The sequence below is a fragment of the Micromonospora sp. NPDC049497 genome (genome assembly GCF_044465805.1).
GTDB lineage: Bacteria > Actinomycetota > Actinomycetes > Mycobacteriales > Micromonosporaceae > Micromonospora.
This window is the reverse complement of sequence record NZ_JBITMC010000002.1, coordinates 349,787-374,449: the sequence shown is the minus strand read 5'-3', so window position 1 is coordinate 374,449 and position 24,663 is coordinate 349,787. Positions and strand designations below refer to the sequence as shown.

Genomic DNA, 24,663 nt, shown 5'->3' with positions numbered 1-24,663 from the left:
TACGGCGACCGGGGGGACGTCCGGCCGGCGAGGGGGATGGTTCCGGTTGGTGAGAGGTGGCTCACCGAGGCGCAGGTCAGGGCGTGACGGCGGGTTCGGGGGTGTTCCCGCCCGGCGTCTCGCCGGCGATGCACCAGTCGGCGCCGTCCCGGGTGACCGTGAACAGCAGCGGCCGGGTGACCGTACGGGAACCGACGGCCACCGACACGGAGGTGCTGACCTCCTGCCCCCGGGGACCGGGGCGGACGTCGGTGATCTCGGCCTGGGGCACCTCGAAGTGGTCGGCGAAGTCGCCGTTGGGACCGGTCGCGGCCGCATCGAAGCTCTGGTGCATCGTCGCGCAGAGCTGGCTGCGGCCGGCGGCCACGTCCTTGGCGGTCATCGCGTCGAGGTACGCCTGCACCCGCTCGCGGGACTTCGCGGCCGCCTCCTCGGCGGGGGCCCGTCCGGGCTTCTCGGCCGGTTCCGCGTCGTCGTCCCCGACGATCCCGCAGCCGAGCAGAGCCGACGGCAGCACGGCCAGGAACAGGGCCCCGGCGGCCACCCTCCGGTGCGTCGCGCGCATTCCCACCTCCGTCGCCGTGGACATCGAACCCGTTGACGGGCGAGTCTGTCACATCGACCTGGCGGGGCGCCCGCAAGGACGTGCCGCAGCGGCGTCGACCGTTAACAAGGGGCCCTTCCTCTACCGCAGGCGTTAACGGGGGGCCCTTCCTTGCACGCGGGCGGGGAGGGACCGGTGCGTGGTCCCTCCCCGCCGTGTGGGTGGTGCGTCGGCGCTCGGCGTCAGCCGAGACCGCCCTTGATGGCGCCGATCAGCTCGCCGTTGGTGGTGTCACCGGAGAGCTCCCAGAAGAAGGCGCCACCGAGGCCCTGGTTCTTCGCGTACGTCATCTTGCCGTTGATCGTGGAGGGGGTGTCGTAGCTCCACCAGTTGCTGCCGCACTTGGCGTACGCCGTGCCGGCGATGGTGGCGGTGGCCGGGCAGGTGTTCTTGAGGACCTTGTAGTCCTCGATGCCCGCCTCGTAGGTGCCGGGTGCGGCTCCGGTGGCGGTCCCGCCCGGCGCGGTCTGGGTGACCCCGGTCCAGCCGCGGCCGTAGAAGCCGATGCCGAGCAGGAGCTTGTTCGCCGGGATGCCCTTGCTCTTGAGCTTCTGGATCGCCGCGTCGGAGTTGAAGCCCGCCTGCGGGATGCCGGAGTACGAGTAGAGCGGGGAGTGCGGGGCGGTCGGGCCCTGCGCGTTGAAGGCGCCGAAGTAGTCGTAGGTCATCGGCATGATCCAGTTCAGGTACGGCGAGGCACCCGCGTAGTCGGTGGCGTCGATCTTGCCGCCGTTGCTGCCGTCGGCGGTGATCGCGGCGGTGACCAGCGCGGACGAGCCGAACCGGGTGCGCAGCGCGCTCACCACGTTCTTGAACGCGTTGGGGCCGCTGGCGTCGCAGCTGAGGCCACAGGCGTTCGGGTACTCCCAGTCGACGTCGATGCCGTCGAACACGTCCGCCCAGCGCGGGTCCTCGACCAGGTTGTGGCAGCTCTCGGCGAAGGCGGCCGGGTTCTGCGCGGCCTGAGTGAAGCCGCCGGACCAGGTCCAGCCGCCGAAGGACCAGATCACCTTCAGGTGCGGGTACATCTTCTTGAGCTTCCGGAGCTGGTTGAAGCTGCCGCGCAGCGGCTGGTCCCACGTGTCGGCGACGCCGTCCACGCTGTCCGCCGCCGTGTACGCCTTGTCGTAGTCGGCGTAGCTGTCGCCGATGGTGCAGCGACCGCCGGTGGTGTTGCCGAAGGCGTACAGGATGTGGGTCAGCTTCGACGCCGAGCCGCTCGTGTGGATGTTCTTGACGTGGTAGTTGCGCCCGTAGACGCCCCACTCGGCGAAGTAGCCGACGACCTTCTTGCCACCGCTGGGCGGTGGCGTGGTCGGTGGCGGCGTGGTGGGGGGCGGGGTGGTCGGCGGCGCCGTCGTGGGCGGGGCGGTGGTGGGCGGGGCGGTGGTGGGCGGGGCGGTGGTGGGCGGCGGCGTGCCGCCCCCGGTGCACGACGCGCCGTTGATGGTGCAGTTCAGCGGCGCCTTGAACGGGCCCGTGCCGTTGTAGCCCCAGCTGAACGTGGCGCCCGGCGAGAGGGGGCCGGCCCAGCTCTTCTTCACCGCGACGTAGTGGTCGCCGGTGCGGGTGACGTCGGCGTCCCAGGAGCTGCCGATGCTGGTACCGGCGGGCAGGTCGAACTCGATGCGCCAGGTGCTGACGGAGGCGTCCGAGCCGTTGGTGATGGTCACCCGCGTCTCGTGGCCGGTCCCCCAGTCCTGTGCCTTGACGAAGGCCGCGGTCACGCTGCCGGCGCCGAACGCCGAGGCCATCGGCACCGTGGCGGCGGTCACCGCCATCACGGCGCCGACCCAGAGGGCCCGGCGGAGGGATCTCTTCATGTGGCGTCACCCCAAACAGTTAGGAAACTTTCCAGAAGATGGTGAGACGCTACTCACGGCGTCATCACTTCGTCAAGATGTGCATGTTTCGATTTCCCGTGGGAGCGTGACCGACCTGCGGGCCACGCCGGTGACCGACCAGGTCGCCCGCGTAGCCTCGGCACATGACCGTCTTCGACACCCAGATCGACGCCCTCAACGGCGGCCCGGCCGACCTCGCGCGCCACCGGGGACGCGCGCTGCTGGTCGTGAACGTCGCCAGCCGCTGCGGCCTGACCCCGCAGTACGCCGGCCTCCAGGCCCTGCACGACGAGTACGCCGACCGCGGCCTGGTGGTGCTCGGCGTGCCGTCCAACCAGTTCGCCGGCCAGGAGCCGGGCACCGCGGCGGAGATCAGCGACTTCTGCCAGGCCAACTACGGGGTGACCTTTCCGCTGACCGAGAAGGTGGACGTCAACGGCCCGGCACGGCACCCGCTCTACGCCGCGCTGGTGGACACCGCCGACGCCGAGGGCCACACCGGTGACGTGCGGTGGAACTTCGAGAAGTTCCTGGTGGCCCCGGACGGGACCGTGGCCGCCCGGTTCGCCCCGACGGTGACGCCGGACTCCCCCGAGCTGCGCGCCGCGGTCGAGAAGGTCCTGCCCGCCTGAGACGCGACGAGGCCCCGGGGCACACCCCGGGGCCCAGGTCGGCGGGGCCTGAAGAGGGCGAAGCGGCTTCCGAGCGGTCCGGTCCACAGTAGGTTGGACGGGCGGCCAGCCCATTGTCGACCACGCCGGTGGGGAATGCCGACACGGCGGACGGGGTTGGGGACTGGCATGACGACTGTGGGACTGATCGGCAGTGGACACATCGGCAGCACGGTGGCCCGGCTGGCGGTGGCCGCCGGCTACGACGTGGTGCTGAGCAACTCGCGTGGACCGGAGACCCTCAAGGATCTGGTGGACGAACTGGGCCCCCGGGCCCGCGCCGCGACGCCCGCCGAGGCGGCGCAGGCCGGCGACCTGGTGGTGGTGACCATCCCGCTGAAGGCGTACCGGGACGTGCCGGTGGAGCCGCTGGCCGGCAAGGTCGTGATCGACACCAACAACTACTACCCCGAGCGGGACGGGCAGTTCCCGGAGCTGGACTCCGGCGAGAACACCAGCAGTGAGCTGCTTCAGCGGCACCTGCCGCGGTCCAGGGTGGTGAAGGTCTTCAACAACATCTTCTTCAAGCACCTGCAGGCGCTGGCCCGGCCCGCCGGCAGCGCCGACCGCAGCGCGCTGCCGATCGCCGGTGACGACGCCGGCGCCAAGGCCGAGGTGACCGCCTTCCTCGACCAGGTCGGCTACGACGCGGTCGACGCCGGCTCGCTCGGCGACACCTGGCGGTACCAGCCGGACACCCCGGCCTACGGAACGATCTACTCGGCCGACCCGCAGGACTGGGAACGCGAGGCGCCGGGGGGCGCCGACAAGGTCCGCGAGGCCCTGGCCGCCGCGACCCGCTGAGCCACCCCGTCGGCGACGCGCCAACGCTCGACACGCCGTGCCCCGCCCACCAACGGGCGGGGCACGGCGTGTCAGGGGTTGCGCCCAAGTCCCACTGACGGGACTCTGTACGCGGACCCCGCACACACGCCACCCGGAGGCGACATGCGCCTGCTCCCCGCCGCATCGCGCCGCCTGCTCGCGGGCACCGGCGCGCTCCTGCTCGGCACCGCGACGCTGACCGTGGCCGGTGCGCCGGCCGGGGCCGGGGCAGCCACGGTCGGCTACGTCCGGCTCGCGCACCTCTCCCCCGACACCCCCGCCGTCGACGTCTACCTCGCCGCACCCGGCCGGCCGGACCCGCAGGTGTTCCCGGCCGTCGGCTACGGGGTCGTGTCGACGTACCTCCCGCTGCCGGTGGGCCGCTACGCGGTCGCCATGCGCCAGGCCGGCGCGCCGGCCGACGAGCCTCCGGTGCTGACCACCGAGGTGGCGGTGACCAGCGGTTCGGCGCACACGGTCGCCGGGGTGGGCCGGTACGCGGACCTGGGACTGCGGGTGCTGCGCGACGACCTCAGCACGCCGGCGGCGGGACGGGCCAGGGTTCGCGTCGTCCAGGCGTCGGTGCGCGCGCCGATCGTCGACGTGGCCGCCGCCGACGGGCCCCGGATCGCCGAGGGCGTCCGCTTCGCCACCACCTCGGACTACCGGGAGGTCGAGGCGGGCCGCTGGCGGCTGCGCCTGGGCGGCTCGGGCGGGCCGACCACCGACACCGAGGTCACCCTGGACGGCGGCGCGGTCTACTCGCTGCTGGTGCTGGACGGCAAGCAGGGCGGGCTCACCACCGAGTTGCGGCAGGACGCCGCCGGCGGCGCGGCCGTCGTACCGGCGGGTGGTATCGACACCGGCGCCGGTGGCACGGCCGGACGGTCCGCGTACCCCCTGGTGGTCGGCGGGGTCGCGGTGGCCGCGCTCGCCGCGGGCCTGGTGCTGCTGCGGCGCCGGGGGCGTGGCACCTGGTGACCGGCCGGTCCGGCCCCGCGATCCGGCGGCACCGCGCCCGCCGGGCACCGACCACCGCGCTGGTCGCGGTGGGTGCGGCGCTCTGCCTGGCGGCCGGGACCGGGGTCGGGCTGGCGACCACCACCGACGCGGCACCACCCGTGGCGGGATGGCGGCCGGGCTGCGCCGAGGACTGCCCGTCGGCCGGCGCGAGCACCACGCCGCGACCGGTTCCCACCCGGGTACGCGTCCCGCGCATCGGCGTCGACTCGCCGCTGACCGTGCTCGGGCTGGACGCCGCCGGGGCGCTGGCACCACCGACCGACTTCGCGACCGCCGGGTGGTACGGCGGTGGCCCGGTCCCCGGTGACCCGGGCCCGGCGGTGATCGCCGGACACCTGGACTCCCGGACCGGGCCGGCCGTGTTCGCCCGGCTGGGCGAGCTGCGGCCCGGTGACCGGGTGCAGGTGTGGCGCGGCGACCATACGGTGTCGTTCCGGGTGACCGGTGCGGTACGCGTGGCGAAGGACCGCTTCCCCACCGAGGCCGTGTACGGCCCGACGCCCGCGGCGGAGCTGCGCCTGGTCACCTGCGGCGGGGACTTCGACCGGCGCACCGGCCACTACCGGGACAACGTGGTGGTGTTCGCGATCGCCGAGTGAGCGGCTCAGACGGGGCGGCGGCCGGCGAAGCCGCACTCGACACGGTGGTACCACCGCACGTCGGTGTCCCCCTCCAGCCAGCACCACAGCACCGGCCGGCCGTCCCGCTCGCCGGGGAAGTCGAGCAGCACCGGAGCGATGCCCTTGACCTGGATGTCGTGGGCGTGCAGCTCGTCCACCACCCCGTGCATCCGCGCCTCCAGACCCTTGACCTCGGCGCGGCCGCCGAGCGCGCTCACGCCGTGGTCGGCGAGGTCCGCCCGCAGCTCGGCGAGGTCGGCGCGCAGCCGGATCAGCTCGTCGACACGCGGGCGCAGGGTGGCCACCAGGTGCCGGGCCTGGGCGAGAGTGAACACGCGGCACAGTATGCGGTACGTGTCCTGTTCCCCGCCCCGGTGGCAACTGGGGAACTGGCACGAACTGTCGATTGTCCGGACCGCGATTCGCGCCCGAGCAGGACATCCGGCACCGGAGGACGACGCTTCATTTCCGGTCAACGGCCGTCAGCCAGGTTGAGGGAGGCCCGGTGGGCGAACCGGATCACCCCACATCCGGCCAGGCCACTCAAGACGTCGTCCACGCTGAGCTTCGGCCTCCCGCCCCTCCCAGTGGCCTCTGCCTGCTGCACGACGATGTCTGCGATCCGTTCCGGGTCATCCTCCAAGAGCATGCAGAGAAAATCATCCGGATGCAGCACCTCGATGGCGTACGGCGCGAGTGCGTGGTCGGGGAAATCGCGGAGGTTGGCGGTGACGATCACCTCCGCATCGGCGGCGACGGCAGCAGCGAGCACGTGGCGATCCTTGGGATCGTTGGTCATCTCGGCAATGAGGTGCTCGTACCCTGAGACCATTGCTTCCGGGAAGTAATCTCGCATGACCTCGACCCTGCGTTCGGCCTTGGCACCGAGTGCCGACGGCGGAAGGTTCCGGCGGACCTCATCGAGGATCGCCCGGGTCCAGAGCGGGCGATACAGGTCCTGCTCGGCGCAGCGCAGCAGGGTGTCGGCGAGCACACTGGGCACGAGGACGCAGGCGTCCAGCACGGCTACGATCATCAGCGGACGATCACTCGTTCGACTGGTCGCTTGACGGCTGGCGACCGCGCCGAATCGCTTCGTCGTAGACGCCCATGTCGACCGCGTCCGCCGTCAACTCGTCCAGTGCCTCACGGCGCGCCCTCGATCGGCGCTCCTTGTAGGCCAGCACGTCGTGCAACGCGACCCGGCGGCTGGAGTTGGGGCGGGTGTAGGGCAAAACGCCGTCGTTCATCAGCTTGACCACGGTCGGGCGGGTCACGCCCAGGATCGCGGCGGCCTCCCCGGTCGACAGTTCAACGTTCTCCGCCATGACCCGCACCGGCCGTCCTCGGCCCAGGATCGACACGACTTCGGCGAGGGCTTCACCCACCATGGGCGGCACATCGACCGGCTCTCCCCCATCGACGATCAACTGAAGGCTCCGCCCTCGGAGCGACCGCTGAGCAAAACGCCGCAGCTCATCCCCGTTGGGCGCCGATCCCCCTGCGGGCACCACCGTCACAAGATCCTCCGATGCCATTGATCCCGTCACCACGATACCCACCGAAACGAAAAAAACGATAGTGACGACGCAGGAACGGGACGGCGGGTCCCGTGGAGAGCGGGTAGCTTCACGCTGGCCGTGTGAACGGTCGCCTCGGCGGTCGCGGCGCACTCCGCCTGCTGGACGTGCCGGGCCTGCGGTGCAGACCGGACCGCATGGTCGGGCCGCCACGGCAGGCGCCGTGACCGGCGTACGGTCAGGAGAGGGATCCCGTCAGCGGCCCGGCAAACTCGTTTCAGCCGGCCTTGGCAGCCAGCTCCCGGGCGCGGTCCCGGGCCGCCTCGAGGGCGGCGAGCAGCGCCGCGCGGACGCCGTGCTTCTCCAGCTCACGGATGGCGGAGATGGTGGTGCCGGCCGGCGAGGTGACCGCCTCACGCAGCTTCACCGGGTGCTCACCGGAGTCGCGCAGCATCACCGCCGAGCCGATCGCGGTCTGCACGATCAGGTCGTGCGCCACCTGCCGGGGCAGGCCGAGCAGGATCCCGGCGTCGATCATCGCCTCGACGAGCAGGTAGAAGTACGCCGGGCCGGAGCCGGACAGGGCCGTGACCGCGTCCTGCTGGGACTCGGGCACCCGGATGGTGGCGCCCAGCGGCTTGAACATCTCCTCGGCCAGCTCCAGGTGCGCCCCGGTCGCGTGCGCGCCCGCCGAGATGGCCGTCATCGCCTCGTCGACCAGCGCCGGGGTGTTGGTCATCACCCGGACCACCGGGGTGCCCTCGGGCAGCCGGCGGCTGAAGAAGGTCGTCGGCAGGCCGGCGCAGAGGGAGATCACCAGCTTGTCCGCCGGCACCTTCGGGCCGATCTCGGCCAGCAGCGTCGCCGCGTCCTGCGGCTTGACCGAGACCGCGAGCACCGCCGCCTCGTCCACCGCGGTCAGGTTGTCCACCACCCGTACGCCGTAGCGGGCGGTCAGTTCCTCCGCGCGCGCCGGCCGACGGGCCGTGGCCAGCAGCCGGTCCACCGGCCAGCCGGAGCGCAGCAGCCCCGAGAGCATCAGCTCGCCGATCTTGCCGGCGCCGATCACCGCGACCGTGTGCACCGCACCCACCATGTCGCCGTACCCCTTCCTCACGGTGCGGCGTCGCGGCGGACCGGGCGGCCCGCCGCGACGCCGATCGCCACCGGTCGTCAGCTGCCGAAGAAGACCTCGGCCTCGGCGTACCGCTCCAGCGGCACGGTCTTCAGCTCGCGGGTGGCCTCGGCCAGCGGGACGCGGACGATGTCCGTGCTCTGCATGGCGACCATCTTGCCCCAGTCGCCCTCGTGCACCGCGTCGATGGCCTGCAGGCCCAGCCGGGTGGCGAGCACCCGGTCGAACGCGGTCGGGGTGCCGCCGCGCTGGATGTGCCCGAGCACGACCGTGCGGGCCTCCTTGCCGGTCTTGGCCTCCAGCTGCTCGGCGAGCCACTGGCCGATGCCACCGAGCCGGACGTGGCCGAACGCGTCCAGCTCCTGGTTGTGCAGGACCATCTGGCCGTCGAGCGGCTGCGCGCCCTCGGCGACCACGACGATCGGGGCGTACTGGTGCTGGAAGCGCTTCTCCACGTAACCGGCGACCTGCTCGACGTCGAACTGCCGCTCGGGCAGCAGGATGACGTTGGCGCCACCGGCCAGGCCGGCGTGCAGGGCGATCCAGCCGGCGTGCCGGCCCATCACCTCGACCACCAGGGTGCGGTGGTGGCTCTCGGCGGTGGTGTGCAGCCGGTCGATCGCCTCCATGGCGATGTTGACGGCGGTGTCGAAGCCGAAGGTGTAGTCGGTGGCACCGAGGTCGTTGTCGATGGTCTTCGGGACGCCGACCACGTTGACGCCGAGCTCGTGCAGCTTGGTGGCCACGCCGAGGGTGTCCTCGCCGCCGATCGCGATCAGGGCGTCGACGCCCTGCGCGGCGAGGTTGTCCTTGATCCGCTCGACCCCGCCCTCGATCTTGAAGGGGTTGGTGCGGGACGAGCCGAGGATGGTGCCGCCGCGGGGCAGGATGCCGCGGACCTCCGCGATACCCAGGGGGCGGGACAGGCCCTCGAGGGGACCCTTCCAGCCGTCCCGGAAACCCACGAACTCGTGACCGTAGTTGGTGACGCCCTTGCGGACCACCGCCCGGATCACCGCGTTGAGACCTGGGCAGTCGCCGCCGCCGGTGAGCACGCCGATACGCATGATCTGCTCATCCTCCTGGGAGCATCAATGAAGCCCGGATTGCCCCAGGATATGCGTCACATCAGACCATCGGCGCCGTTGCCGGCCCGGGGCGGGCCGTCAGTGCGCACTGTAGTCGCCGACGGTGCACGACGACCGGCCGCCCCGGGCGCGTACCGGCTACCGGTCAGTAGCTGACCTCGTGGTTCTCCCCGCCCTCCGGCGGCCGGCCGGTCACCGCCGCCTTGGCGAAACCGAGCAGGTTGACCACGGCGCTGTTCGGCGAGTCCCAGTACTCGGCGGAGCCGGCGCGCACGGTCAGCAGGGTCAGGCCGGGGGTGTCCAGACCGTCCGGGAACCAGGTCTTCAGCAGGGGGTTCCACAGCTGCTCGGCCTTCGCCCGGTCGAAGCTCTCCCGGGCGGTGCCGGACACCGACACCCAGGCGTTGTGCCTCTGGTCCGAGAAGGACACGTTGACCTCGGGATTCACCCGGATCTGCCGCACCTTGGCCGAGTCGGCGTACGCGAAGAACCACAGGTCCCCGTCGAACTCGGCCTCCTGCAGAGCCATCGGCCGGCTGACCATCCGGCCGTCCACCGCCGTGGTGGTCAGCATGCAGATCCGCGCCTCCCGGACCAGTTCCGTGACCCGCCGCCGTGCGTCGGCGGCGTCACTGGGTGCGTTGCTGCTCATGGGCCTCTCCCTCGCCTCGGCTCACGAGACCGTGCCCGGGACGGAACGGACCAAACCTACGAACCGGTCATCGCCCGCCACCGGGCGAGGTTGTGCCGGGCATCCACCAGCGCGTCGTGCCGGGCCGCGTCGGCATCCGGCAGCGTCGGCCGGCCCCGATCGTCCCAGAGCTGGCGCAGCTCCTTGGTGAACCGGGGGATCTCCCGGGGCAGCGCCGGCATCGCACCCCACAGCTGGGCGAGCACCACATGGTCGTACGACGCGTACCAGGCCCACAGCTCCAACTGCTCACCCGGCCGGTCGCGGACCGGCTCCAGCAGGAAGTCGAGCAACTCGTCGCGGATCCGCTCGCGGGAGCGCCAGGCGCGGTCGGCCGGGGAGGGCAGCTTGTCGAGCACGTTGCGGCGCACCCAGGGCACGGCACGGGAGTCGTCGAACTCGGTGGAGACGGCGTAGAACTCACGGCCGTACTCGTCGACGACGCCGATCGACACCAGGTCGACGATCCGGCCGTCCTCGATGAACTCGCAGTCGTAGAAGTAGCGGTAGACCATTCCCGCCATCCTCGCCGACGCCCCCTCGGCACCGCCCACCGGGGCGGCCGGCCGCCCCCGCCGCAGGTTGCGGACTGTCACGGAAGTGACGTGAGGGCTGTACAGCACGCGACCGGACCGTCATGATCTGATGTGTACCGCTACCGGACGCCGAACCGGTGTCAGTTCACCTTGCGCAGGGCCTTGAGGGTTCACCCGGTGAGCGAGTTGTGGTCCTTGACCGGGGAGGGGTTGGGCCGTGGAGATGCGCCTGCCGGAGCCGGGTGACGCCCTCACGGGCGTCGAGATGTTCGCCGGGCTGGAGCCCGAGGTCCGGCAACGGGTCATCGCGGCGGCCGTGCCCCGGACGTACCGCAAGGGCCAGCTGCTCTTCGTGGAGAACGATCCCGGCGAGTCGCTCATCGTGCTGCGGCGCGGCGCGGTCGCGGTCTTCCGCACCGCCCCGACCGGGGAACGCGCGGTGCTGTCGGTGATAAGGCCCCCGGACGTGCTGGGCGAGGTCTCGCTGCTGGACGCCTCCACCCGCTCGGCCTCCGCCGAGGCCATCGAGGACTGCGCGGCGCTGGCGCTGTCCCGGCCGGCCTTCATGGAGCTGGTGCACTCCAACCCGCGCATCCTCGACGCCGTGATGCGCTCGCTCGGCGGCCTGATCCGCCGGCTCACCGAGCAGAACGCCGACCACGTCTTCCTCGACCTGCCGGGTCGGGTGGCCAAGACGCTGGTGCGGCTGGCCGGTGAGAGCCAGGCTCCGATGATCACGATCGAGCTCAACCAGAGCCAGCTCGCGGAGATGGCCGGCGGGTCGCGGCAGAGCGTCAACCAGGCGATCGGGTCGTTCGCCAGTCGGGGCTGGCTGCGTACCGAGGGTCGCCGGATCGTCGTCACCGACGTCGCCTCGCTGCGCCGGCGCGCCGGCATGAGCGAGCGCTGACCGCTCAGGCGGCCACGGGCTCCCGAGGCGCGGGGGCGGCCGGCGGAGGGCTTCCCTTGGCCTTCTGGGCGTACATGTCGACGTACTCCCGGCCAGACAGCTCCATCAGCTCGTACATGATCTCGTCGGTGACCGCGCGCTCGACGAACCGGTCACCGGACATCCCCGCGTAGCGGGAGAAGTCGAGCGGCGGGCCGAAGCGGATCCGCACCCGCTGCACCTTCGGGATGAGCTTGCCCGGCGGCTGGATCTCGTCGAGGTTGAGCATCACCACCGGCACCACCGGGGCGCCGCTGTCCAGGGTGAGCCGGGCGACCCCGGTCTTGCCCCGGTAGAGCCGCCCGTCCGGGGAGCGGGTGCCCTCCGGGTAGATGCCGGCGATGCCGCCGGCCCGCAGGATGGTGAGCTGGGTGTCGAGTGCCGCGCGCGCGGCCCGACCGCCGGAGCGGTCCACCGGAATGGTGCCGGTGCCGACGAAGAACATCTTCGTCAGCCAGCCCTTGATCCCCTTGCCGCTGAAGTACTCCGCCTTGGCGACGAACGTGACCTTCCGCGGCACGATCAGCGGCGTGAAGATCGAGTCGGAGAAGGACAGGTGGTTGCTGGCCAGGATCACCGGGCCGGTGGCGGGTACGTGGTGCAGGCCCTCGACCTGCGGGCGGAAGATCAGCCTGAGCAGCGGCCCGAGGATGACGTACTTCAGCAGCCAGTACAGCACCGGCGTCCTTTCGGTGGGTGACCCGCGACGGCCCGCGATGCCGGGCACCTCGTCGTCGACGAGCCTACGGAGCGGACGCGGGCCACCACAACGGACAGCCGGCCAGCTTCACGTCACACGTGAGCTGCTTCCCCGGGCCGGCGAAGGACGGCGCCGGGTGCACAAACGGACATACGGCCTCGCCTGCGACCAGCGGACGGTCGCTGACTTTGGAAGACGCGACAGAACGCACTCCCGGAACCGGGTGCCGACGTGTCACGATTCGTAGACACGGCGAGCGGGTCGACGCCGAGGGGGCTCGAACGGGCGTGCCACAGGCGCGCGACGAGGAGGATGTCCGGTGTCAGCGGGTGGGGCTCGCCGGGGACGGCGGGACAACGGGCTGGACGCGAGCGAGTACGCCGTCGCGGGCGACGTCGATCCGCGTGTCGGCGAACACCTGCTCGACGTGCTGGCCGCCGGCGGGATCGCCGCCTACCTGCAGCCCTCCGCCGACCTGAACCCGGTCACCCGCACCACCACCGTCCCGTCCCGTCCGGTCGACCGGCTCTACGTCGACCGTTCACACCTGACCACCGCCCGTGACTACCTGACGCAGCTCGCCGACGAGGGCGGCGCGGAGCGGTCCCGGGACGACGAGCCGGACATCGACGCCGAGTGGGCGCGGATCGTCGCCGGTTTCCACGCCACCCCCAGCACCGCCGGCGCCAACCCGTGGCCGGCCGCCGAGGACGTGGACGACCCCGGGCCGACCGGTGGGGTCGGCCGTACCGGCGGCGAGGACCCGACCGGGCCCACCGCCACGGACGTACGCCGTCTGCCGTGGGCCGCCGACGTCTCCGGCATCACCGTCGGGCGCGGCCGACAGGACGAGCCGTCGCTGCTGGACGGGCTGGACACCTTCGGCGCCGACCTGCCGGACGACGACGAGGAGGAGGGCTACACCCCCCCACCGCCTCCGCCGCTGCCCCGGTTCTCCAAGTACGCGGTGCTCGGCGTCCTGGGCATCGTGGTCGGCTTCGTCCTCTTCCTCTTTCCCGACGTGCTCCCGGCGGACCGCGCGGTGGTGACCCTGCTCGGCTTCACCGGCATCCTCGCCGGCTTCGTCACCCTGATCTGGCGGCTGCGCCCGGGTGACGAGGACGACCGCGACCCGCACGACGGCGCCGTCGTCTGACCAGCCCGCGGGGCGGGGTCGTGCCCGTATGGCGGGACCTCGCGTGCCCGGCCAGTGGCGTAACAATGGTGTAACTTACTGTCAGTAGGAATACCGCTGCCCGTCACTTCCCCCGCTGACTGCCCGGTTGTTCCTCGTCTGGGGCGGTCACTCCTCAGCTGATCGGAATGCCCGAGATGCGACAGAGTTCCCTCGTAGTGGTCGCCAACCGCCTCCCCATCGACGACAGTGTGGCGCCCGACGGCGCCTGCGAGTGGCGCCGCAGCCCCGGCGGCCTGGTCACCGCGCTGCACACGCTGCTGTCACACACCTCGACCACCTGGGTCGGCTGGGCCGGCGGCAGCGGCCCGGCGCCCGCCCTGCCCGACGTCGACGGTGTCCGCATGCGGAGCGTGGCGCTGAGCACGGAGGACCTCCGCGACCACTATGAGGGCTTCGCCAACGCGACCCTCTGGCCGCTCTACCACGACTCCGTGGAGCAACCGGAGTACCACCGGCGCTGGTGGGAGGCGTACCAACGGGTCAACCAGCGGTTCGCCGAGGCGATTGCCGAGGTCGCCGGACACGGCGCGGTGGTCTGGGTGCAGGACTACCACCTGCAACTGGTGCCGGGCCTGCTCCGCGACCTGCGACCGGACCTGCGCATCGGCTTCTTCCTGCACGCGCCGTTCCCGCCCCCGGAGCTGTTCATGCAGCTCCCCCGCCGCGCCGAGCTGCTGCGGGGCATGCTCGGCGCCGACCTGGTCGGCTTCCAGCGGGCCCAGGCCGCGCACAACTTCGCCCAGCTCGTGGCCCGGGTGCTGGAGCTGCCGGCCACCGACCGGCGGATCGCCGTCGACGACCGGGTGGTGCGCATCGGCGCCTTCCCGGTCTCCATCGACACCGCCGAGATGGCCGCGCTGGCCGCCCGCCCCGACGTGGCCGACCGGGCCCGCCGGCTGCGCCACGACCTCGGCGGCCCCGACCACGTCGTCCTCAGCGTCGACCGGATGGACTACACCAAGGGCATCGAGCAGCGGCTCAAGGCGTACAGCGAGCTGCTCGCCGGCGGACACGTCAAGGTCCGGGACACGGTGCTGGTGCAGGTGGCGGTGCCCAGCCGGGAGCGGGTCGGGCAGTACCAGATCCTCCGGGAGCGGGTGGAGCGCGAGGTGGGCCGGATCAACGGCGAGTTCGGTCGGGTCGGCGAGCCGGCCATCCACTACCTGACCCAGCCCTTCGACCGCGCCGAGCTGGCCGCGCTCTACCGGGTGGCGGACGTGATGGCGGTGACCCCGCTGCGGGACGGGATGAACCTGGTGGCCAAGGAGTACGTGGCGGCGCGGGTGGACGACACCGGCGCCCTGCTGCTCAGCGAGTTCGCCGGCGCCGCCGCCGAGCTGTCGCAGGCGTACCTGGTCAATCCGCACGACCTGGAGGGCCTCAAGCAGGGGCTGCTGACGGCGCTGCGGGCCGGCCCGGACGACGTCGGTGCGCGGATGCGGGCCATGCGGGCCCACCTCCACGAACACGACATCCGGGCCTGGGCCCGCTCCTACCTGTCCGCCCTGGACGAGAGCGGTTCCCTGCTCCGCCGCCTCGGCGCGACCGGCTGACCCGCCGGGCGGGAGGTCAGGCCGTCGGCGCCGGGCGGCAGGTCAGGCCGTCGGCGTCGGGTCCTTCTCCAGCCAGTCGAGGATCGCGTCGACCGGCTCCCGCCAGCGCGCGTCGAGCATCAGGTCGTGCCCCATCCCGGGGAACAGCAGCGGGGCGGAGCCGAAGCGCCGGGCGGCCCGAGTCAGGGCAGCCGCCGGGACCACCCGGTCGTCCGGGCTGCCCACCACCAGCACCGGCGGGTCGCCCACCGGCGGCTCCGGGTCCCGGCCGGTGAGCAGTTGCCACTGGGCCCGCCGGCCGGCGCGGCCCAGCCGGGAGACGTAGCCCCGGGCCTGCTCCTCGGGCAGCTCGCGGCTGAACAGCTGACGGCGGTTGAGCCGCAGGGGCCCACCGACCAGCGCCGGCAGCGTACCGAGCGGGTTGCCGCGCAGCGCCGCGCCGAGCGTCGCCCACCCGCCGAGCACCGGCGCGACCAGCACCGCCGCGCGGGCCGGGTAACGCGCCAGGGCGTGCGCGACCACCAGGGCCCCGGCGCCGTGCCCGACCAGCACCGCCTGACGCGGCAGGCCCGCCGCCACCTGGACCACGTCGTGGGCGTACGCCCGCAGCGTCGCGTCCGGCGCGGGGCCGCTGCCGCCGTGCCCGCGCAGGCTCACCGCGTGCGCGCCGAAGCCCCGCGACGCGGCGTGACCCAACCAGTGCTCGGCGAACGCCCACGCCCCGTGCCCGAAACCCGGTACGAAGAGCAGCGGCGGACGCCCCTCCTCCAGCTCCGGCACCGCGCTGAGCACCTCGCGCCGGACCGGACGGACCGGGCGGGCCCACTCCCGGCCGCGCATGATCCGCACCTGAGGAGAAACGGTGGTCACTTACCCTCCAGGTCGTGCAGGGCGCGCTGGACGGCGCGCAGGTAGTCGGCGTGGCCGACCTCGAACCAGTGCCGGCTGCTGTCCTTGACCTGACCGGAGTAACGCTCGCCGGCGTGCCCCTCGACCTTCGCGGCGAAGGCCGCGGCCCGGTCCGGGCGGGTACGCCGCAGCCGCAGCAGCCGGGCGAAGAGCACCGTCTGCCAGTGCGAGAGCGTGAAGATGCCGGAGTCCGGCTGCACCAGGCCGGCCACCGCGAGGGTGGGATGGCCGGGCGCGAACGCGTTGAGCCACAGCGTCGGGCGGCCGGCGCCGCCGTCGTCACCGATGATCTTCGGGTCGAGGAACTCGAAGCGGGGCAGGTAGCCGGTGGCGAAGACGACCAGCTCCGGGTCGACCTCGCGGCCGTCGGAGAGTTCGACCGCGTACGGGTGGAAGCGGGCCACGTCCGGCACCGGGGTGATCTCGCCGTGGCCGACGTAGTAGACGAGCTGGCTGTTGGCGATCGGGTGGGTCTCGTACACCCGGTGGTCCGGCTTGGGCAGACCGAAACGGGTCAGGTCGCCGACGGTCAGCCGCAGCGTCCAGTGGTAGAGCCACTGCCGCACCCGCAGCGGCACCCGCAGCGCGAGCAGCGCGTCGTTGACCTGGTCGGCGGGGCGGCCGAGGACGTACTTCGGCGCGTACCAGTAGCCCCGTCGGGTCGAGTGCCAGCAGTGCGACGCCTGCTGGGCGGCCTCGACGGCGATGTCGCAGCCGGTGTTGCCGGCACCCACGACCAGCACCCGCTTGCCGCGCAGCTGCGCCGGGTCCTTGTAGGAGGAGGCGTGCATGACCTCGCCCCGGAACTCCTCCAGCCCCTCGTACCGGGGCAGCTTCGGCGACCAGTTGTGGCCGTTGGCGATCACCACCGCCGCGTACCGGGAGGTGCGTTCCGGGCCGTACCCACCGGTGCTGCGGGTGGTGACGTCCCACCGGTCGCCGGCCACCGGCTCCACCCGGACCACCTCGGTGCCGAACCAGATGTGCGAGCGCAGGTCGAAGTGGTCGGCGTACCGCTCGAAGTACGCCAGCAACTGGCTGTGGTGCGGGTAGTCCGGCCAGTCGTCCGGCATCGGGAAGTCCGGGAACTGGGTGAAGGGCCGGGATGAGATCAGGTGGGTGCTCCCGTACACGGGGCTCCGGTCGTGTCGCCAGTTCCACGCGCCGCCGACGCCGGTCTCCCGCTCGTAGCAGTCGACGCCGAAGCCGTGCTCCTTGAGGTTCTTCACCGCGGTGAGCCCGCTGGCCCCGGCGCCGATGACGCAGACCGTGTCGCCCCGGTCCGCGATCGGGCGTCCGTCGGGGGTCAGTGCGAGCGTGCTGGTCTCCGGGTCGGGCCGGCCGTGGTCGGGGGAGGTGGACACCGGTGAGTCTCCTTTTGTGCGGCACGAGTGCCGGTCGCGCAGCATCTTCTCCACATCGGAGCGGGATGTCCAGCCCGGGCGGGGGCGGCGCGGTCAGTCGTCGGCGGGCAGCAGCAGGTCCACCAGGACCGGGAAGTGGTCGCTGGCCCGGCGGGTCTGCGGCGTGTCCACCACGTCGTAGTCGACGACCCGGATCCGCGGGTCGACGAAGAGCGCGTCGATGCGCCGGCTGGGGTTGGCGCAGGAGAAGGTGAGCCGGTCGGCCCGGTCCATCGCCTCGGCCGCGTCGGTCAACCCGGCCGCCACCGTCGCCCACGCCGGGGAGTCCGGGCCCTCGTTGAGGTCGGCCCCCGCGATCACCGGCAGCGTCGCCGCGTCCAGGTCCCGCTTGAACAGCGCGGCCTGACCGGGGCGTTCGGACGGGTCGGTGGACAGGTGCGACCCGGCCAGGGTGAACCGGGCGCCCCGGCCGACCACGCAGTCCGCGTACGCCGCGCCGCGCAGGTGCCGGCCCGGGGTCAGCGGGAAGCGCCGGCACCGGGTGGCCGTGACGCGGACCCGCAGGCTGGTCAGCAGGACGTTGCCCAGCGACGGCAGGCCCCCCGCGGCGACCACCAGGCCGAAGGACTCGGCGAGCGCCGCGGCCTTCTGCCGCCACAGGAACCGGCGGGGCCCCTCCTGCACGATGACGACGTCGGGCGACGCCGCGCGGACCACCGCCGCCAGTGCGGCGGTGTCGTCCCGCTGGCTGTGGATGTTGTACGAGACGACGCGCAGCGGCACGCCGTCGGTGTGCTCCGCCATGCTCTACAGCCGGCGGGCCAGATCGGCGGCGCCGATGACGCCGGCGGTGTTGCCCAGCTCGGCGGGGCGGATCTCGGCCACCGGCAGCCGGCTGCGCTGGGCCAGCGCGTCGGTGAAGGAGCGGCGGGTCGGGCCCATGAGCAGGTCCCCGGCGTCGATCACGCCACCGCCGACCACGAGCACCTGCGGGTCGAGGATCTGCGCCATGTCCGCGAGGCTGGTGCCCAGCCAGCGGCCGACCTGCGCGAACGCCTCGGCGGAGACCGGGTCGCCGCCCTGCGCGGCGGCGGTCACCATGGGGCCGGTGATCGCCTCGGCCTCGCCGCCGGCCAGCTCCAGCAGGGCGGTGGCGCGGTGCGGCTCCTGCCGGGCGGCGGCCCGCGCGAAGCGGACCAGGGCGCTGCCGCTGGCGTACTGCTCGATGCAGCCGAGCCGCCCGCAGCCGCACTGGTGCCCGTCCGGCACGGTGAGCATGTGACCCAGCTCGGCGGCGATGCCGTTGGCACCGCGTACCAGCTCGCCGCCGAGGACGATGCCGCCGCCCACACCGGTGCCGATGGTGAACATGATCATCGAGTCGTCGGCGTCGCGCGCCGCGCCGTGGCGGAACTCGGCCCACGCGGCGACGTTCCCGTCGTTCTCCACGATCACCGGCAGGCCGACGGCGGCGCTGACGTACTCCCGCAGGGGTTCGTCCCGCCACGCGAGGTTCGGGGCGAAGAGCACGGTGGACCGACTCGCGTCGATCCAGCCGGCCGCGCCGATACCGACGGCGTTGACCGTACGGCCGGCGGACAGCTCGCTGACCAGCTCGATGATGACGTCGCGGGTCTTGGCCACGTCGTCGGCGGGAGTGTCCCGTCGGGCCTGCACGAGGACCGTGCCGGTCTCGTCCACGACACCGCCGGCGACCTTCGTGCCACCGACGTCGACTCCGATGGTCAGCGTCACCGCTGCCACTCCCCTCTGCTGTGCTGTCCGACGTCCGGCCGAGACCGGCCCTGGATGACGTCGGATTGTCCGGTGGTCAGGCTCCGTCGCCCGATGCGTCCCCGTCCGCGCCGCCCGGCGCTCGTGAGGCGGGCACCACGGGACGGTCGGCCGCCGGCCGGACCTGGGCCGGGGCGACCGGCCCGGCGTCGTCGACGGGCGGGGCGGCGGCGGTCGGTTCGACCCGGTCCTCCGCGCGTGTGGCGGCGGACCAGACATCCCGCTCCGGCGCCGACGGAGAATCATGCCCGCTCCGGGTGGCCTCGCGCCACACGTGATCGTCGGCGCCACCCCCACCGCCGGCCGGGGCGGGGCTCACCGGCCCGTCCGCCGGGTGGTGAGGTTGCTCCGTCGGGGCGAACGCGCGCAGCAGACTGGCCACTCCGGCGGCCAGATCGCCCGCTCCGGTGGCCAGCCGCTCGGCGAATTCCGGACTCGGGTCGCGCAATGCCGCCATTGCCCGGCACAGCGGACAGACACTGCATTCGGCCGCGCCGGTGGCGAAACCACCCGCGGAACCGGTCGCCGACCCACCCGGGGCGGCACTGTGACCGAGGACACTCGCCACGATCCCACCGAGCGGACCCCACGGGCCGGCGCCCGGACCGGCCGAGGCCAGTCGGGCGGTTGCCAGCAGGGTGGCGACGAGCCGCTCCGCTTCTTCCCGGGCCGAACCCGGATCCGTTGCCCCCATGGTCGGCTCCTCTACCGTGGCGTCCGCGCCGCCGGCCGCGTCACTACGCCGCACCGGGTGCTTCTACCCGGCGCTTGAGCTGCTTCAACGCGGTATCCATGATCATTTTCTCGGCCTTTCGGCGAAACATGCCCAGCATCCCCACCGACAGCTCGACCTCCAGCGTGTACGTCACCGTCGTGGTGCCGTCCGGGTTCGCCTCCAGGTCGTACGAACCCTGCTGGGAGCGCTGCATCTTCGAGGGCGCGACCAGGTGCCACTCGATCCGGGAGAGATCCTCGGCGTACGCGTAGGCCAGCACGTACTCGTCGGCCATCACGCCGGCGTCGATGGCGAACCGGACCTGGCTGGCGTAGCCGTCCTCGTACTCCTCGACCACCTCCACCCGTTGCACCGCGTCGGTCCACTCGGGGTAGCTCGGGAAGTCGCAGATGACCGCCGCCACCCGTTCCGGTGGCGCGCCGATGATGATCGACTGGGTGGAGGTGTCCGCCATGGGGGGAGGCTACCCGGCGGGCGGCACGCCCGCGCCGCGCCGCCCCCGGCACGCCGGTTTCCACCCCCGCCGGCACCGTCCGGCGAGTCCGCCCGGGCGCCCTCGGGCAACCTGCCTCTTCGCCCCGCCGGGGCGGGCGGGTAGGTTTCGACAGAGCCGACCCCTGCCAGGTGGCGGCCGGCCCGGTCAGTCGTGAGCACGAGGAGTGCAGGTGCGCGAGTTCTCCGTCCCGCCGATCGTCACCGTCGGCGACGCGGCAAACCTCACCGACCCGGTCTGGGACAACGCCGAGGTCGCCCCGGACGCGGTGCAGTTCGTCCGCCCGGACGCCGACGGCCGCCCCACGGTCGAGGTCACCTGCCGGCAGTTCCGCGACGAGGTGGTCGCGGTGGCCCGCGGGCTGGTCGCCGCCGGTGTGCAGCCCGGCGCGCGGGTGGCGTTGATGAGCCGCACCCGCTACGAGTGGACCCTGCTCGACTACGCGATCTGGGCGGCCGGCGCCGTGACCGTGCCGATCTACGAGACGTCCAGCGCCGAGCAGGCCGCCTGGATCCTCGCCGACTCCGGCGCGGTGGCCTGCGTCGTCGAGTCCACCGCCCATGCCACCCTGGTCGCCGGCGTCCGGGACCGGCTTCCCGACCTGGAGCACGTCTGGCAGATCGAGCTCGGTGGCGTGGACGAGCTGGTCGCGGCCGGCGCGGCCGTCGAGCCGGCGGAGATCGAGCGGCGGCGCAAGGACGTCCACGCGGGCGACGTCGCCACCATCATCTACACCAGCGGCACCACCGGCCGCCCCAAGGGCTGCGTGCTGACCCACCGCAACATGTACGCCGACATCGCCAACGCGGTGCCCGTCCTGCCGAACCTCTTCGGCGAGGGCGCCTCGACCCTGCTGTTCCTGCCGCTGGCGCACGCCTTCGCCCGGCTCATCCAGATCGGCGTCGTGCAGGCCCGGGCCACCATGGCGCACTGCTCGGACACCAAGAACCTGGTCGCCGAGCTGCAGGAGTTCCGGCCGACCTTCGTGCTGTCGGTGCCCCGGGTCTTCGAGAAGGTCTACAACGGCGCGAAGCAGAAGGCCGAGGCCGCGGGCAAGGGGAAGATCTTCGCCCGGGCCGAGGCGGTCGCCATCGCGTACAGCGAGGCCCTGGAGACCTCGGCCGGTCCCGGCCTGGCGCTGCGCGCGCAGCACGCGCTCTTCGACAGGCTGGTCTACCGCAAGCTGCGCGCGGCGCTCGGCGGCCGGTGCCGCGACGCCATCTCCGGCGGCGCGCCGCTCGGCGCCCGCCTGGGGCACTTCTTCCGGGGCATCGGGGTGACGATCTGCGAGGGCTACGGGCTCACCGAGACCTCCCCCGCCGCCGCGGCGAACCTGCCCACCGGCACCCGCATCGGGACCGTCGGCCGGCCGCTGCCCGGCGTGACCATCCGGATCGACGACGACGGCGAGATCCTCATCGCCGGTGACCTGATCTTCCAGGGCTACTGGCGCAACGAGGCGGCCACCGCCGAGGCGATCAGCAGCGACGGCTGGTTCCGCACCGGCGACCTGGGGCACCTCGACGACGACGGCTTCCTCAGCATCACCGGCCGCAAGAAGGAGATCATCGTGACCGCCGGGGGCAAGAACGTCGCCCCGGCCGTGCTGGAGGACCAGGTCCGGGTCCACCCGCTGGTCAGCCAGTGCGTGGTCGTCGGTGACCGGCAGCCGTTCATCGCCGCGCTGGTCACCGTCGACGAGGAGGCGCTGCCGGCGTGGCTGGAGTCCGCCGGCCTGCCGGCGGACACGGTGATCGAGAAGTTGCGCGAGCACGAGGGGCTGCGCGCCGAGATCCAGGTCGCGGTCGACACCGCCAACCAGGCGGTCTCCAAGGCCGAGGCGATCAAGGTGTTCCGGATCCTGCCGCAGGACTTCACCGAGGCGACCGGCGAGCTGACCCCGTCGCTGAAGGTCAAGCGGCAGGTCGTGCACAAGACGTACGCGGCGGAAATCGCCGACATCTACCGAGGCTGACTACGATCCGTCACGTGCCCGCCTCGACGCCCACCCGGCCACATCCGCATCCCCTCGCCACCGCCGCGCGCGTGGTCATGCTGGCGCTGGTCGCCGTCCTGACCCTGTTCGCCACCCACGACGTCACCCAGCTGTGGTGGATCGCGCTGCTGGGGGTGGCGGGCCTGCCCGCCCTCCTGGCACCCGAGCACCCGCTGTTCGGCCCGCTCAGCCGGGTCGCCGAGGTGGTCGTGCTCGGGCTGGCCGCCAGCCAGGTGGCGGCCGTGGCCACCATCGGCGGTGAGATCGGCGGGCTGGGAGCCTCGGCGGTGCTGCCCTACCTGGCGGTGCCGGTGACGGTCACCGCGCTGCGCCGCCGGTTCCGGGAGGGCACCGCGCTGCTCGCGGTCACCGCGGCCACCCTGCTGGTGGCGGGAGCCCTCACCGAGGTGGGCGGCGAACGGCAGCTCACCGAGATCGGCTACCTGGCCGTGTGCGCCCAGTGGTTGATCCTCGCCGGCCTCGGCCTGTACGCCGCCGGCACCCTGCACCGGGTGATGCAGGCGCGCGGCGACGGCAAGCCCCAGCCGTACGCCGAGGCGACCCGGCTGCTCACCCAGCTGCGCACGGTCGCCCGCCAGCTGCCCGGCGCCACCCTCGACCCGGGCGGCATCTCCGAGCACCTCCTGGAGGAGCTGCGCACCGTCGCCCCGACCGACCGCGGTGCCGTGCTGTCGGCCAGTGGCGGCGGCCGGCTGGTCGTGCTCGCCCAGATCGGCGCGGACCGGGTGGACTGGGAGACCACGCTCGACGCGGACTCGGCGATCGCCGACGCCTGGGCCAGCCAGCAGCCGCAGACCGCCGCCCGGTCACAGTCCCGCACGCACCGCGGCAGCGACGTCTCCGCGCTGATCGTGCCGCTGGTCGCCGGCGTCCGCACGGTGGGTCTGGTGGTGCTGGAGGCGGACGCCGCACAGGCGTACCCGCCGCCGGTGGTGTCCCGGGTGACCGGCCTGACCAGCCCGGCGGCGCTGCGGCTGGAGGCGGCGCTGCTCTTCGACGAGGTACGGTCGCTGGCCACCAACGAGGAGCGGCAGCGACTGGCCCGGGAGATCCACGACGGGGTCGCCCAGGAGCTGGTGATGGTCGGCTACGGCATCGACAACGCGCTGGCCACCGTGCACTCCGACGCCGCCGAGACCGAGGAGTCGCTGCGCCTGCTGCGCCAGGAGGTGACGCGGGTGATCCAGGAACTGCGGTTGAGCCTCTTCGAGCTGCGCAGCGAGGTGGACCGGCACGGCGGCCTGGCCGCCGCGATCGCCGAGTACGCGCGCACCGTCGGCGCCTCCGGCGGCCTGCGCGTACACCTGTCCCTGGACGAGTCCACCGCCCGGCTGCCCGCCGCCACCGAGGCCGAACTCCTGCGCATCGCGCAGGAGGCGGTGACCAACGCACGCAAGCACGCGGGGGCGTCGAACCTCTGGGTCACCTGTGAGGTGGACCCCCCGTACGCCCAGATCGAAGTGTCGGATGACGGTCACGGGATGGGTGACCAGCGCCCGGACGGGCACTACGGTCTTGCGATCATGGCCGAGAGGGCGGAACGTATCCGGGGCCGGTTGGAGATCAGGCCGCGGCGCCCGAGCGGCACGACCGTGGCGGTGGTGGTCGGTTCCTCACCCCGGCGCGATAACCTGCGCGGTAGCGCAGACGCAGCAGAAGGGGAGTAACCCGAGGATGACCACAAGTCCGACACCGGCCACCCGCACCAAGGTCCTCCTTGTCGACGATCACGACCTGATCCGCAAGGGGCTGCGGCACGCGTTCGAGCGCGACCGGCAGTTCGAGGTCGTCGGCGAGGCGGCAACCGCGGCGGAGGGCGTACGCCAGGCCGGTGCGCTCCAGCCGGATGTGGTGATCATGGACCTGCGGCTGCCCGACGGCAGCGGCCTGGAGGCCACCCGGGCGCTGCGCAAGTCCAGCGCCTCGATGGGCATCGTCGTGCTCACCATGTACGCCGGCGACGACCAGCTCTTCGGCGCGTTGGAGGCCGGGGCGAGCGCCTTCGTGCCGAAGACCGCGCCGGCCGACGAGGTGGTGGCCGCCGCCCGGCACGCCGCCTCCTCCCCCAGCGCCTTCACGGCGGCGGACCTCGCCGAGGCGATGAAGCGCCGGCTCGCGCCGTCCGGCCCGCAGCTGTCCCCACGCGAGGGGCAGGTCCTGCGGCTGCTCGCCGACGGCATGAGCGTGGCCGGCATCGCCAAGCAGCTCTTCGTCAGCGAGTCCACCGCCAAGACGCACATCTCGAAGCTCTACGAGAAGCTCGGCGCGGCCAACCGGGCGCAGGCGCTGATGACGGCGCTGCGGCTGGGTCTCCTCGAGGCGCCGGACGCCCCGAAGTTCTGACCCTCGACACCGTTCTCCCCGACCGCGCCCGCCCTTTCGGCGGGCGCGGT

Annotated in this window: 26 protein-coding genes; 10 read left to right on the top strand and 16 right to left on the bottom strand. The window is 72.7% G+C overall.

Going from position 1 to position 24,663, the window contains the following annotated elements; all coding sequences use genetic code 11:
* Positions 1 to 76: 76 nt before the first annotated feature.
* Both ACIBR0_RS05020 and ACIBR0_RS05015 read right to left on the bottom strand, forming a co-directional pair.
* Complete coding sequence (locus tag ACIBR0_RS05020; RefSeq protein WP_357034221.1) at positions 77 to 565, bottom strand: hypothetical protein; 489 nt, start codon at positions 563 to 565, stop codon at positions 77 to 79.
* Between the two features lie 221 nt (positions 566 to 786).
* A complete protein-coding gene (locus ACIBR0_RS05015; protein ID WP_396712742.1) occupies positions 787 to 2,427 on the bottom strand; it encodes a glycosyl hydrolase family 18 protein in 1,641 nt (546 codons plus the stop codon).
* A gap of 164 nt (positions 2,428 to 2,591) precedes the next feature.
* On the opposite strand from ACIBR0_RS05015, the gene ACIBR0_RS05010 reads away from it, so the two are divergent.
* The 4 genes from ACIBR0_RS05010 (at position 2,592) to ACIBR0_RS04995 (ending at position 5,566) form a co-directional block, all read left to right on the top strand.
* Positions 2,592 to 3,080 carry a glutathione peroxidase gene (locus tag ACIBR0_RS05010; RefSeq protein ID WP_396712741.1) on the top strand — a complete coding sequence of 163 codons (489 nt, stop codon included), beginning with the start codon at positions 2,592 to 2,594 and terminating at the stop codon, positions 3,078 to 3,080.
* Positions 3,081 to 3,173: 93 nt separating this feature from the next.
* The gene (locus tag ACIBR0_RS05005) at positions 3,174 to 3,923 is read left to right on the top strand and encodes an NADPH-dependent F420 reductase (protein WP_396712740.1); all 750 of its coding nucleotides are present in this window, start codon (positions 3,174 to 3,176) and stop codon (positions 3,921 to 3,923) included.
* A gap of 144 nt (positions 3,924 to 4,067) precedes the next feature.
* On the top strand, positions 4,068 to 4,925 hold the full coding sequence (locus tag ACIBR0_RS05000) for a DUF4397 domain-containing protein (protein ID WP_396712739.1): 858 nt from the start codon (positions 4,068 to 4,070) through the stop codon (positions 4,923 to 4,925).
* Positions 4,922 to 5,566 carry a class F sortase gene (locus tag ACIBR0_RS04995; protein ID WP_396712738.1) on the top strand — a complete coding sequence of 215 codons (645 nt, stop codon included), beginning with the start codon at positions 4,922 to 4,924 and terminating at the stop codon, positions 5,564 to 5,566. The genes ACIBR0_RS05000 and ACIBR0_RS04995 overlap by 4 nt, the downstream gene beginning before the upstream one ends.
* 5 nt (positions 5,567 to 5,571) lie before the next feature.
* Here the strand turns inward: ACIBR0_RS04995 and ACIBR0_RS04990 are convergent, their stop codons facing one another.
* The 7 genes from ACIBR0_RS04990 to ACIBR0_RS04960 form a co-directional block, all read right to left on the bottom strand.
* Positions 5,572 to 5,922: a DUF2203 domain-containing protein gene (locus ACIBR0_RS04990; protein ID WP_357037312.1), complete on the bottom strand. Its 351-nt coding sequence runs from the start codon at positions 5,920 to 5,922 to the stop codon at positions 5,572 to 5,574.
* 137 nt (positions 5,923 to 6,059) lie between these two features.
* Positions 6,060 to 6,623: a PIN domain-containing protein gene (locus ACIBR0_RS04985; protein WP_396712737.1), complete on the bottom strand. Its 564-nt coding sequence runs from the start codon at positions 6,621 to 6,623 to the stop codon at positions 6,060 to 6,062.
* 10 nt (positions 6,624 to 6,633) lie between these two features.
* On the bottom strand, positions 6,634 to 7,149 hold the full coding sequence (locus ACIBR0_RS04980; protein WP_396712736.1) for a helix-turn-helix domain-containing protein: 516 nt from the start codon (positions 7,147 to 7,149) through the stop codon (positions 6,634 to 6,636).
* 235 nt (positions 7,150 to 7,384) lie between these two features.
* Entirely contained in the window at positions 7,385 to 8,203 is an 819-nt protein-coding gene (gene proC, locus ACIBR0_RS04975; protein WP_396712834.1) for a pyrroline-5-carboxylate reductase, read from the bottom strand.
* Between the two features lie 77 nt (positions 8,204 to 8,280).
* A complete protein-coding gene (locus ACIBR0_RS04970; protein WP_357037315.1) occupies positions 8,281 to 9,309 on the bottom strand; it encodes a 6-phosphofructokinase in 1,029 nt (342 codons plus the stop codon).
* Positions 9,310 to 9,475: 166 nt separating this feature from the next.
* Positions 9,476 to 9,982 (bottom strand): pyridoxamine 5'-phosphate oxidase family protein, encoded by a 507-nt coding sequence (locus ACIBR0_RS04965; protein WP_396712735.1) that lies wholly within the window; start codon positions 9,980 to 9,982, stop codon positions 9,476 to 9,478.
* Between the two features lie 56 nt (positions 9,983 to 10,038).
* The gene (locus ACIBR0_RS04960) at positions 10,039 to 10,536 is read right to left on the bottom strand and encodes a polyadenylate-specific 3'-exoribonuclease AS (protein WP_396712833.1); all 498 of its coding nucleotides are present in this window, start codon (positions 10,534 to 10,536) and stop codon (positions 10,039 to 10,041) included.
* Positions 10,537 to 10,774: 238 nt separating this feature from the next.
* Here ACIBR0_RS04960 and ACIBR0_RS04955 point away from each other — a divergent pair, with 238 nt between their 5' ends.
* The gene (locus ACIBR0_RS04955; RefSeq protein WP_357037321.1) at positions 10,775 to 11,467 is read left to right on the top strand and encodes a Crp/Fnr family transcriptional regulator; all 693 of its coding nucleotides are present in this window, start codon (positions 10,775 to 10,777) and stop codon (positions 11,465 to 11,467) included.
* Between the two features lie 4 nt (positions 11,468 to 11,471).
* On the opposite strand, the gene ACIBR0_RS04950 is transcribed toward ACIBR0_RS04955, so the two are convergent.
* A complete protein-coding gene (locus ACIBR0_RS04950) occupies positions 11,472 to 12,185 on the bottom strand; it encodes a lysophospholipid acyltransferase family protein (RefSeq protein ID WP_396712734.1) in 714 nt (237 codons plus the stop codon).
* Positions 12,186 to 12,525: 340 nt separating this feature from the next.
* On the opposite strand from ACIBR0_RS04950, the gene ACIBR0_RS04945 reads away from it, so the two are divergent.
* Both ACIBR0_RS04945 and ACIBR0_RS04940 read left to right on the top strand, forming a co-directional pair.
* The gene (locus tag ACIBR0_RS04945) at positions 12,526 to 13,362 is read left to right on the top strand and encodes a DUF308 domain-containing protein (protein WP_396712733.1); all 837 of its coding nucleotides are present in this window, start codon (positions 12,526 to 12,528) and stop codon (positions 13,360 to 13,362) included.
* A 176-nt stretch (positions 13,363 to 13,538) separates the two neighbouring features.
* Positions 13,539 to 14,957: a trehalose-6-phosphate synthase gene (locus ACIBR0_RS04940; RefSeq protein ID WP_396712832.1), complete on the top strand. Its 1,419-nt coding sequence runs from the start codon at positions 13,539 to 13,541 to the stop codon at positions 14,955 to 14,957.
* Between the two features lie 42 nt (positions 14,958 to 14,999).
* Here ACIBR0_RS04940 and ACIBR0_RS04935 read toward each other — a convergent pair whose 3' ends face one another.
* The 6 genes from ACIBR0_RS04935 to ACIBR0_RS04910 all read right to left on the bottom strand — a co-directional run bounded on the left by ACIBR0_RS04935 (position 15,000) and on the right by ACIBR0_RS04910 (position 20,214).
* A complete protein-coding gene (locus ACIBR0_RS04935; RefSeq protein WP_396712831.1) occupies positions 15,000 to 15,797 on the bottom strand; it encodes an alpha/beta hydrolase in 798 nt (265 codons plus the stop codon).
* Between the two features lie 26 nt (positions 15,798 to 15,823).
* Positions 15,824 to 17,230 (bottom strand): flavin-containing monooxygenase, encoded by a 1,407-nt coding sequence (locus ACIBR0_RS04930; RefSeq protein ID WP_396712732.1) that lies wholly within the window; start codon positions 17,228 to 17,230, stop codon positions 15,824 to 15,826.
* Between the two features lie 93 nt (positions 17,231 to 17,323).
* Positions 17,324 to 18,034: an endonuclease/exonuclease/phosphatase family protein gene (locus ACIBR0_RS04925; RefSeq protein ID WP_396712731.1), complete on the bottom strand. Its 711-nt coding sequence runs from the start codon at positions 18,032 to 18,034 to the stop codon at positions 17,324 to 17,326.
* A 3-nt stretch (positions 18,035 to 18,037) separates the two neighbouring features.
* On the bottom strand, positions 18,038 to 18,985 hold the full coding sequence (locus ACIBR0_RS04920; protein ID WP_357033601.1) for an ROK family glucokinase: 948 nt from the start codon (positions 18,983 to 18,985) through the stop codon (positions 18,038 to 18,040).
* 76 nt (positions 18,986 to 19,061) lie between these two features.
* Positions 19,062 to 19,718 carry a hypothetical protein gene (locus tag ACIBR0_RS04915; RefSeq protein WP_396712730.1) on the bottom strand — a complete coding sequence of 219 codons (657 nt, stop codon included), beginning with the start codon at positions 19,716 to 19,718 and terminating at the stop codon, positions 19,062 to 19,064.
* Between the two features lie 43 nt (positions 19,719 to 19,761).
* Positions 19,762 to 20,214 carry an SRPBCC family protein gene (locus ACIBR0_RS04910; RefSeq protein ID WP_396712729.1) on the bottom strand — a complete coding sequence of 151 codons (453 nt, stop codon included), beginning with the start codon at positions 20,212 to 20,214 and terminating at the stop codon, positions 19,762 to 19,764.
* 211 nt (positions 20,215 to 20,425) lie between these two features.
* On the opposite strand from ACIBR0_RS04910, the gene ACIBR0_RS04905 reads away from it, so the two are divergent.
* Genes ACIBR0_RS04905 through ACIBR0_RS04895 form a run of 3 tightly spaced genes read left to right on the top strand, consistent with a single transcriptional unit; the run spans position 20,426 to position 24,613 of the window.
* Positions 20,426 to 22,228 carry an AMP-dependent synthetase/ligase gene (locus tag ACIBR0_RS04905; protein ID WP_396712728.1) on the top strand — a complete coding sequence of 601 codons (1,803 nt, stop codon included), beginning with the start codon at positions 20,426 to 20,428 and terminating at the stop codon, positions 22,226 to 22,228.
* Positions 22,229 to 22,242: 14 nt separating this feature from the next.
* Positions 22,243 to 23,937, top strand: coding sequence for a GAF domain-containing sensor histidine kinase (locus ACIBR0_RS04900; protein ID WP_357033593.1), 1,695 nt, complete (start codon positions 22,243 to 22,245; stop codon positions 23,935 to 23,937).
* 7 nt (positions 23,938 to 23,944) lie between these two features.
* Positions 23,945 to 24,613, top strand: a complete 669-nt coding sequence (locus ACIBR0_RS04895) for a response regulator transcription factor (protein ID WP_007072219.1) — start codon at positions 23,945 to 23,947, stop codon at positions 24,611 to 24,613.
* Positions 24,614 to 24,663 lie beyond the last annotated feature (50 nt).

What these genes read in the sequence shown, in the direction of transcription:
- ACIBR0_RS05020 (WP_357034221.1), bottom strand. Translation starts at nt 565, where the DNA reads ATGCGCGCGACGCACCGGAGGGTGGCCGCCGGGGCCCTGTTCCTGGCC.
- ACIBR0_RS05015 (WP_396712742.1), bottom strand. Translation starts at nt 2,427, where the DNA reads ATGAAGAGATCCCTCCGCCGGGCCCTCTGGGTCGGCGCCGTGATGGCG.
- ACIBR0_RS05010 (WP_396712741.1), top strand. Translation starts at nt 2,592, where the DNA reads ATGACCGTCTTCGACACCCAGATCGACGCCCTCAACGGCGGCCCGGCC.
- ACIBR0_RS05000 (WP_396712739.1), top strand. Translation starts at nt 4,068, where the DNA reads ATGCGCCTGCTCCCCGCCGCATCGCGCCGCCTGCTCGCGGGCACCGGC.
- ACIBR0_RS04985 (WP_396712737.1), bottom strand. Translation starts at nt 6,623, where the DNA reads ATGATCGTAGCCGTGCTGGACGCCTGCGTCCTCGTGCCCAGTGTGCTC.
- proC (WP_396712834.1), bottom strand. Translation starts at nt 8,203, where the DNA reads ATGGTGGGTGCGGTGCACACGGTCGCGGTGATCGGCGCCGGCAAGATC.
- ACIBR0_RS04970 (WP_357037315.1), bottom strand. Translation starts at nt 9,309, where the DNA reads ATGCGTATCGGCGTGCTCACCGGCGGCGGCGACTGCCCAGGTCTCAAC.
- ACIBR0_RS04965 (WP_396712735.1), bottom strand. Translation starts at nt 9,982, where the DNA reads ATGAGCAGCAACGCACCCAGTGACGCCGCCGACGCACGGCGGCGGGTC.
- ACIBR0_RS04960 (WP_396712833.1), bottom strand. Translation starts at nt 10,536, where the DNA reads ATGGTCTACCGCTACTTCTACGACTGCGAGTTCATCGAGGACGGCCGG.
- ACIBR0_RS04940 (WP_396712832.1), top strand. Translation starts at nt 13,539, where the DNA reads ATGCGACAGAGTTCCCTCGTAGTGGTCGCCAACCGCCTCCCCATCGAC.
- ACIBR0_RS04935 (WP_396712831.1), bottom strand. Translation starts at nt 15,797, where the DNA reads ATGCGCGGCCGGGAGTGGGCCCGCCCGGTCCGTCCGGTCCGGCGCGAG.
- ACIBR0_RS04925 (WP_396712731.1), bottom strand. Translation starts at nt 18,034, where the DNA reads ATGGCGGAGCACACCGACGGCGTGCCGCTGCGCGTCGTCTCGTACAAC.
- ACIBR0_RS04915 (WP_396712730.1), bottom strand. Translation starts at nt 19,718, where the DNA reads ATGGGGGCAACGGATCCGGGTTCGGCCCGGGAAGAAGCGGAGCGGCTC.
- ACIBR0_RS04910 (WP_396712729.1), bottom strand. Translation starts at nt 20,214, where the DNA reads ATGGCGGACACCTCCACCCAGTCGATCATCATCGGCGCGCCACCGGAA.
- ACIBR0_RS04895 (WP_007072219.1), top strand. Translation starts at nt 23,945, where the DNA reads ATGACCACAAGTCCGACACCGGCCACCCGCACCAAGGTCCTCCTTGTC.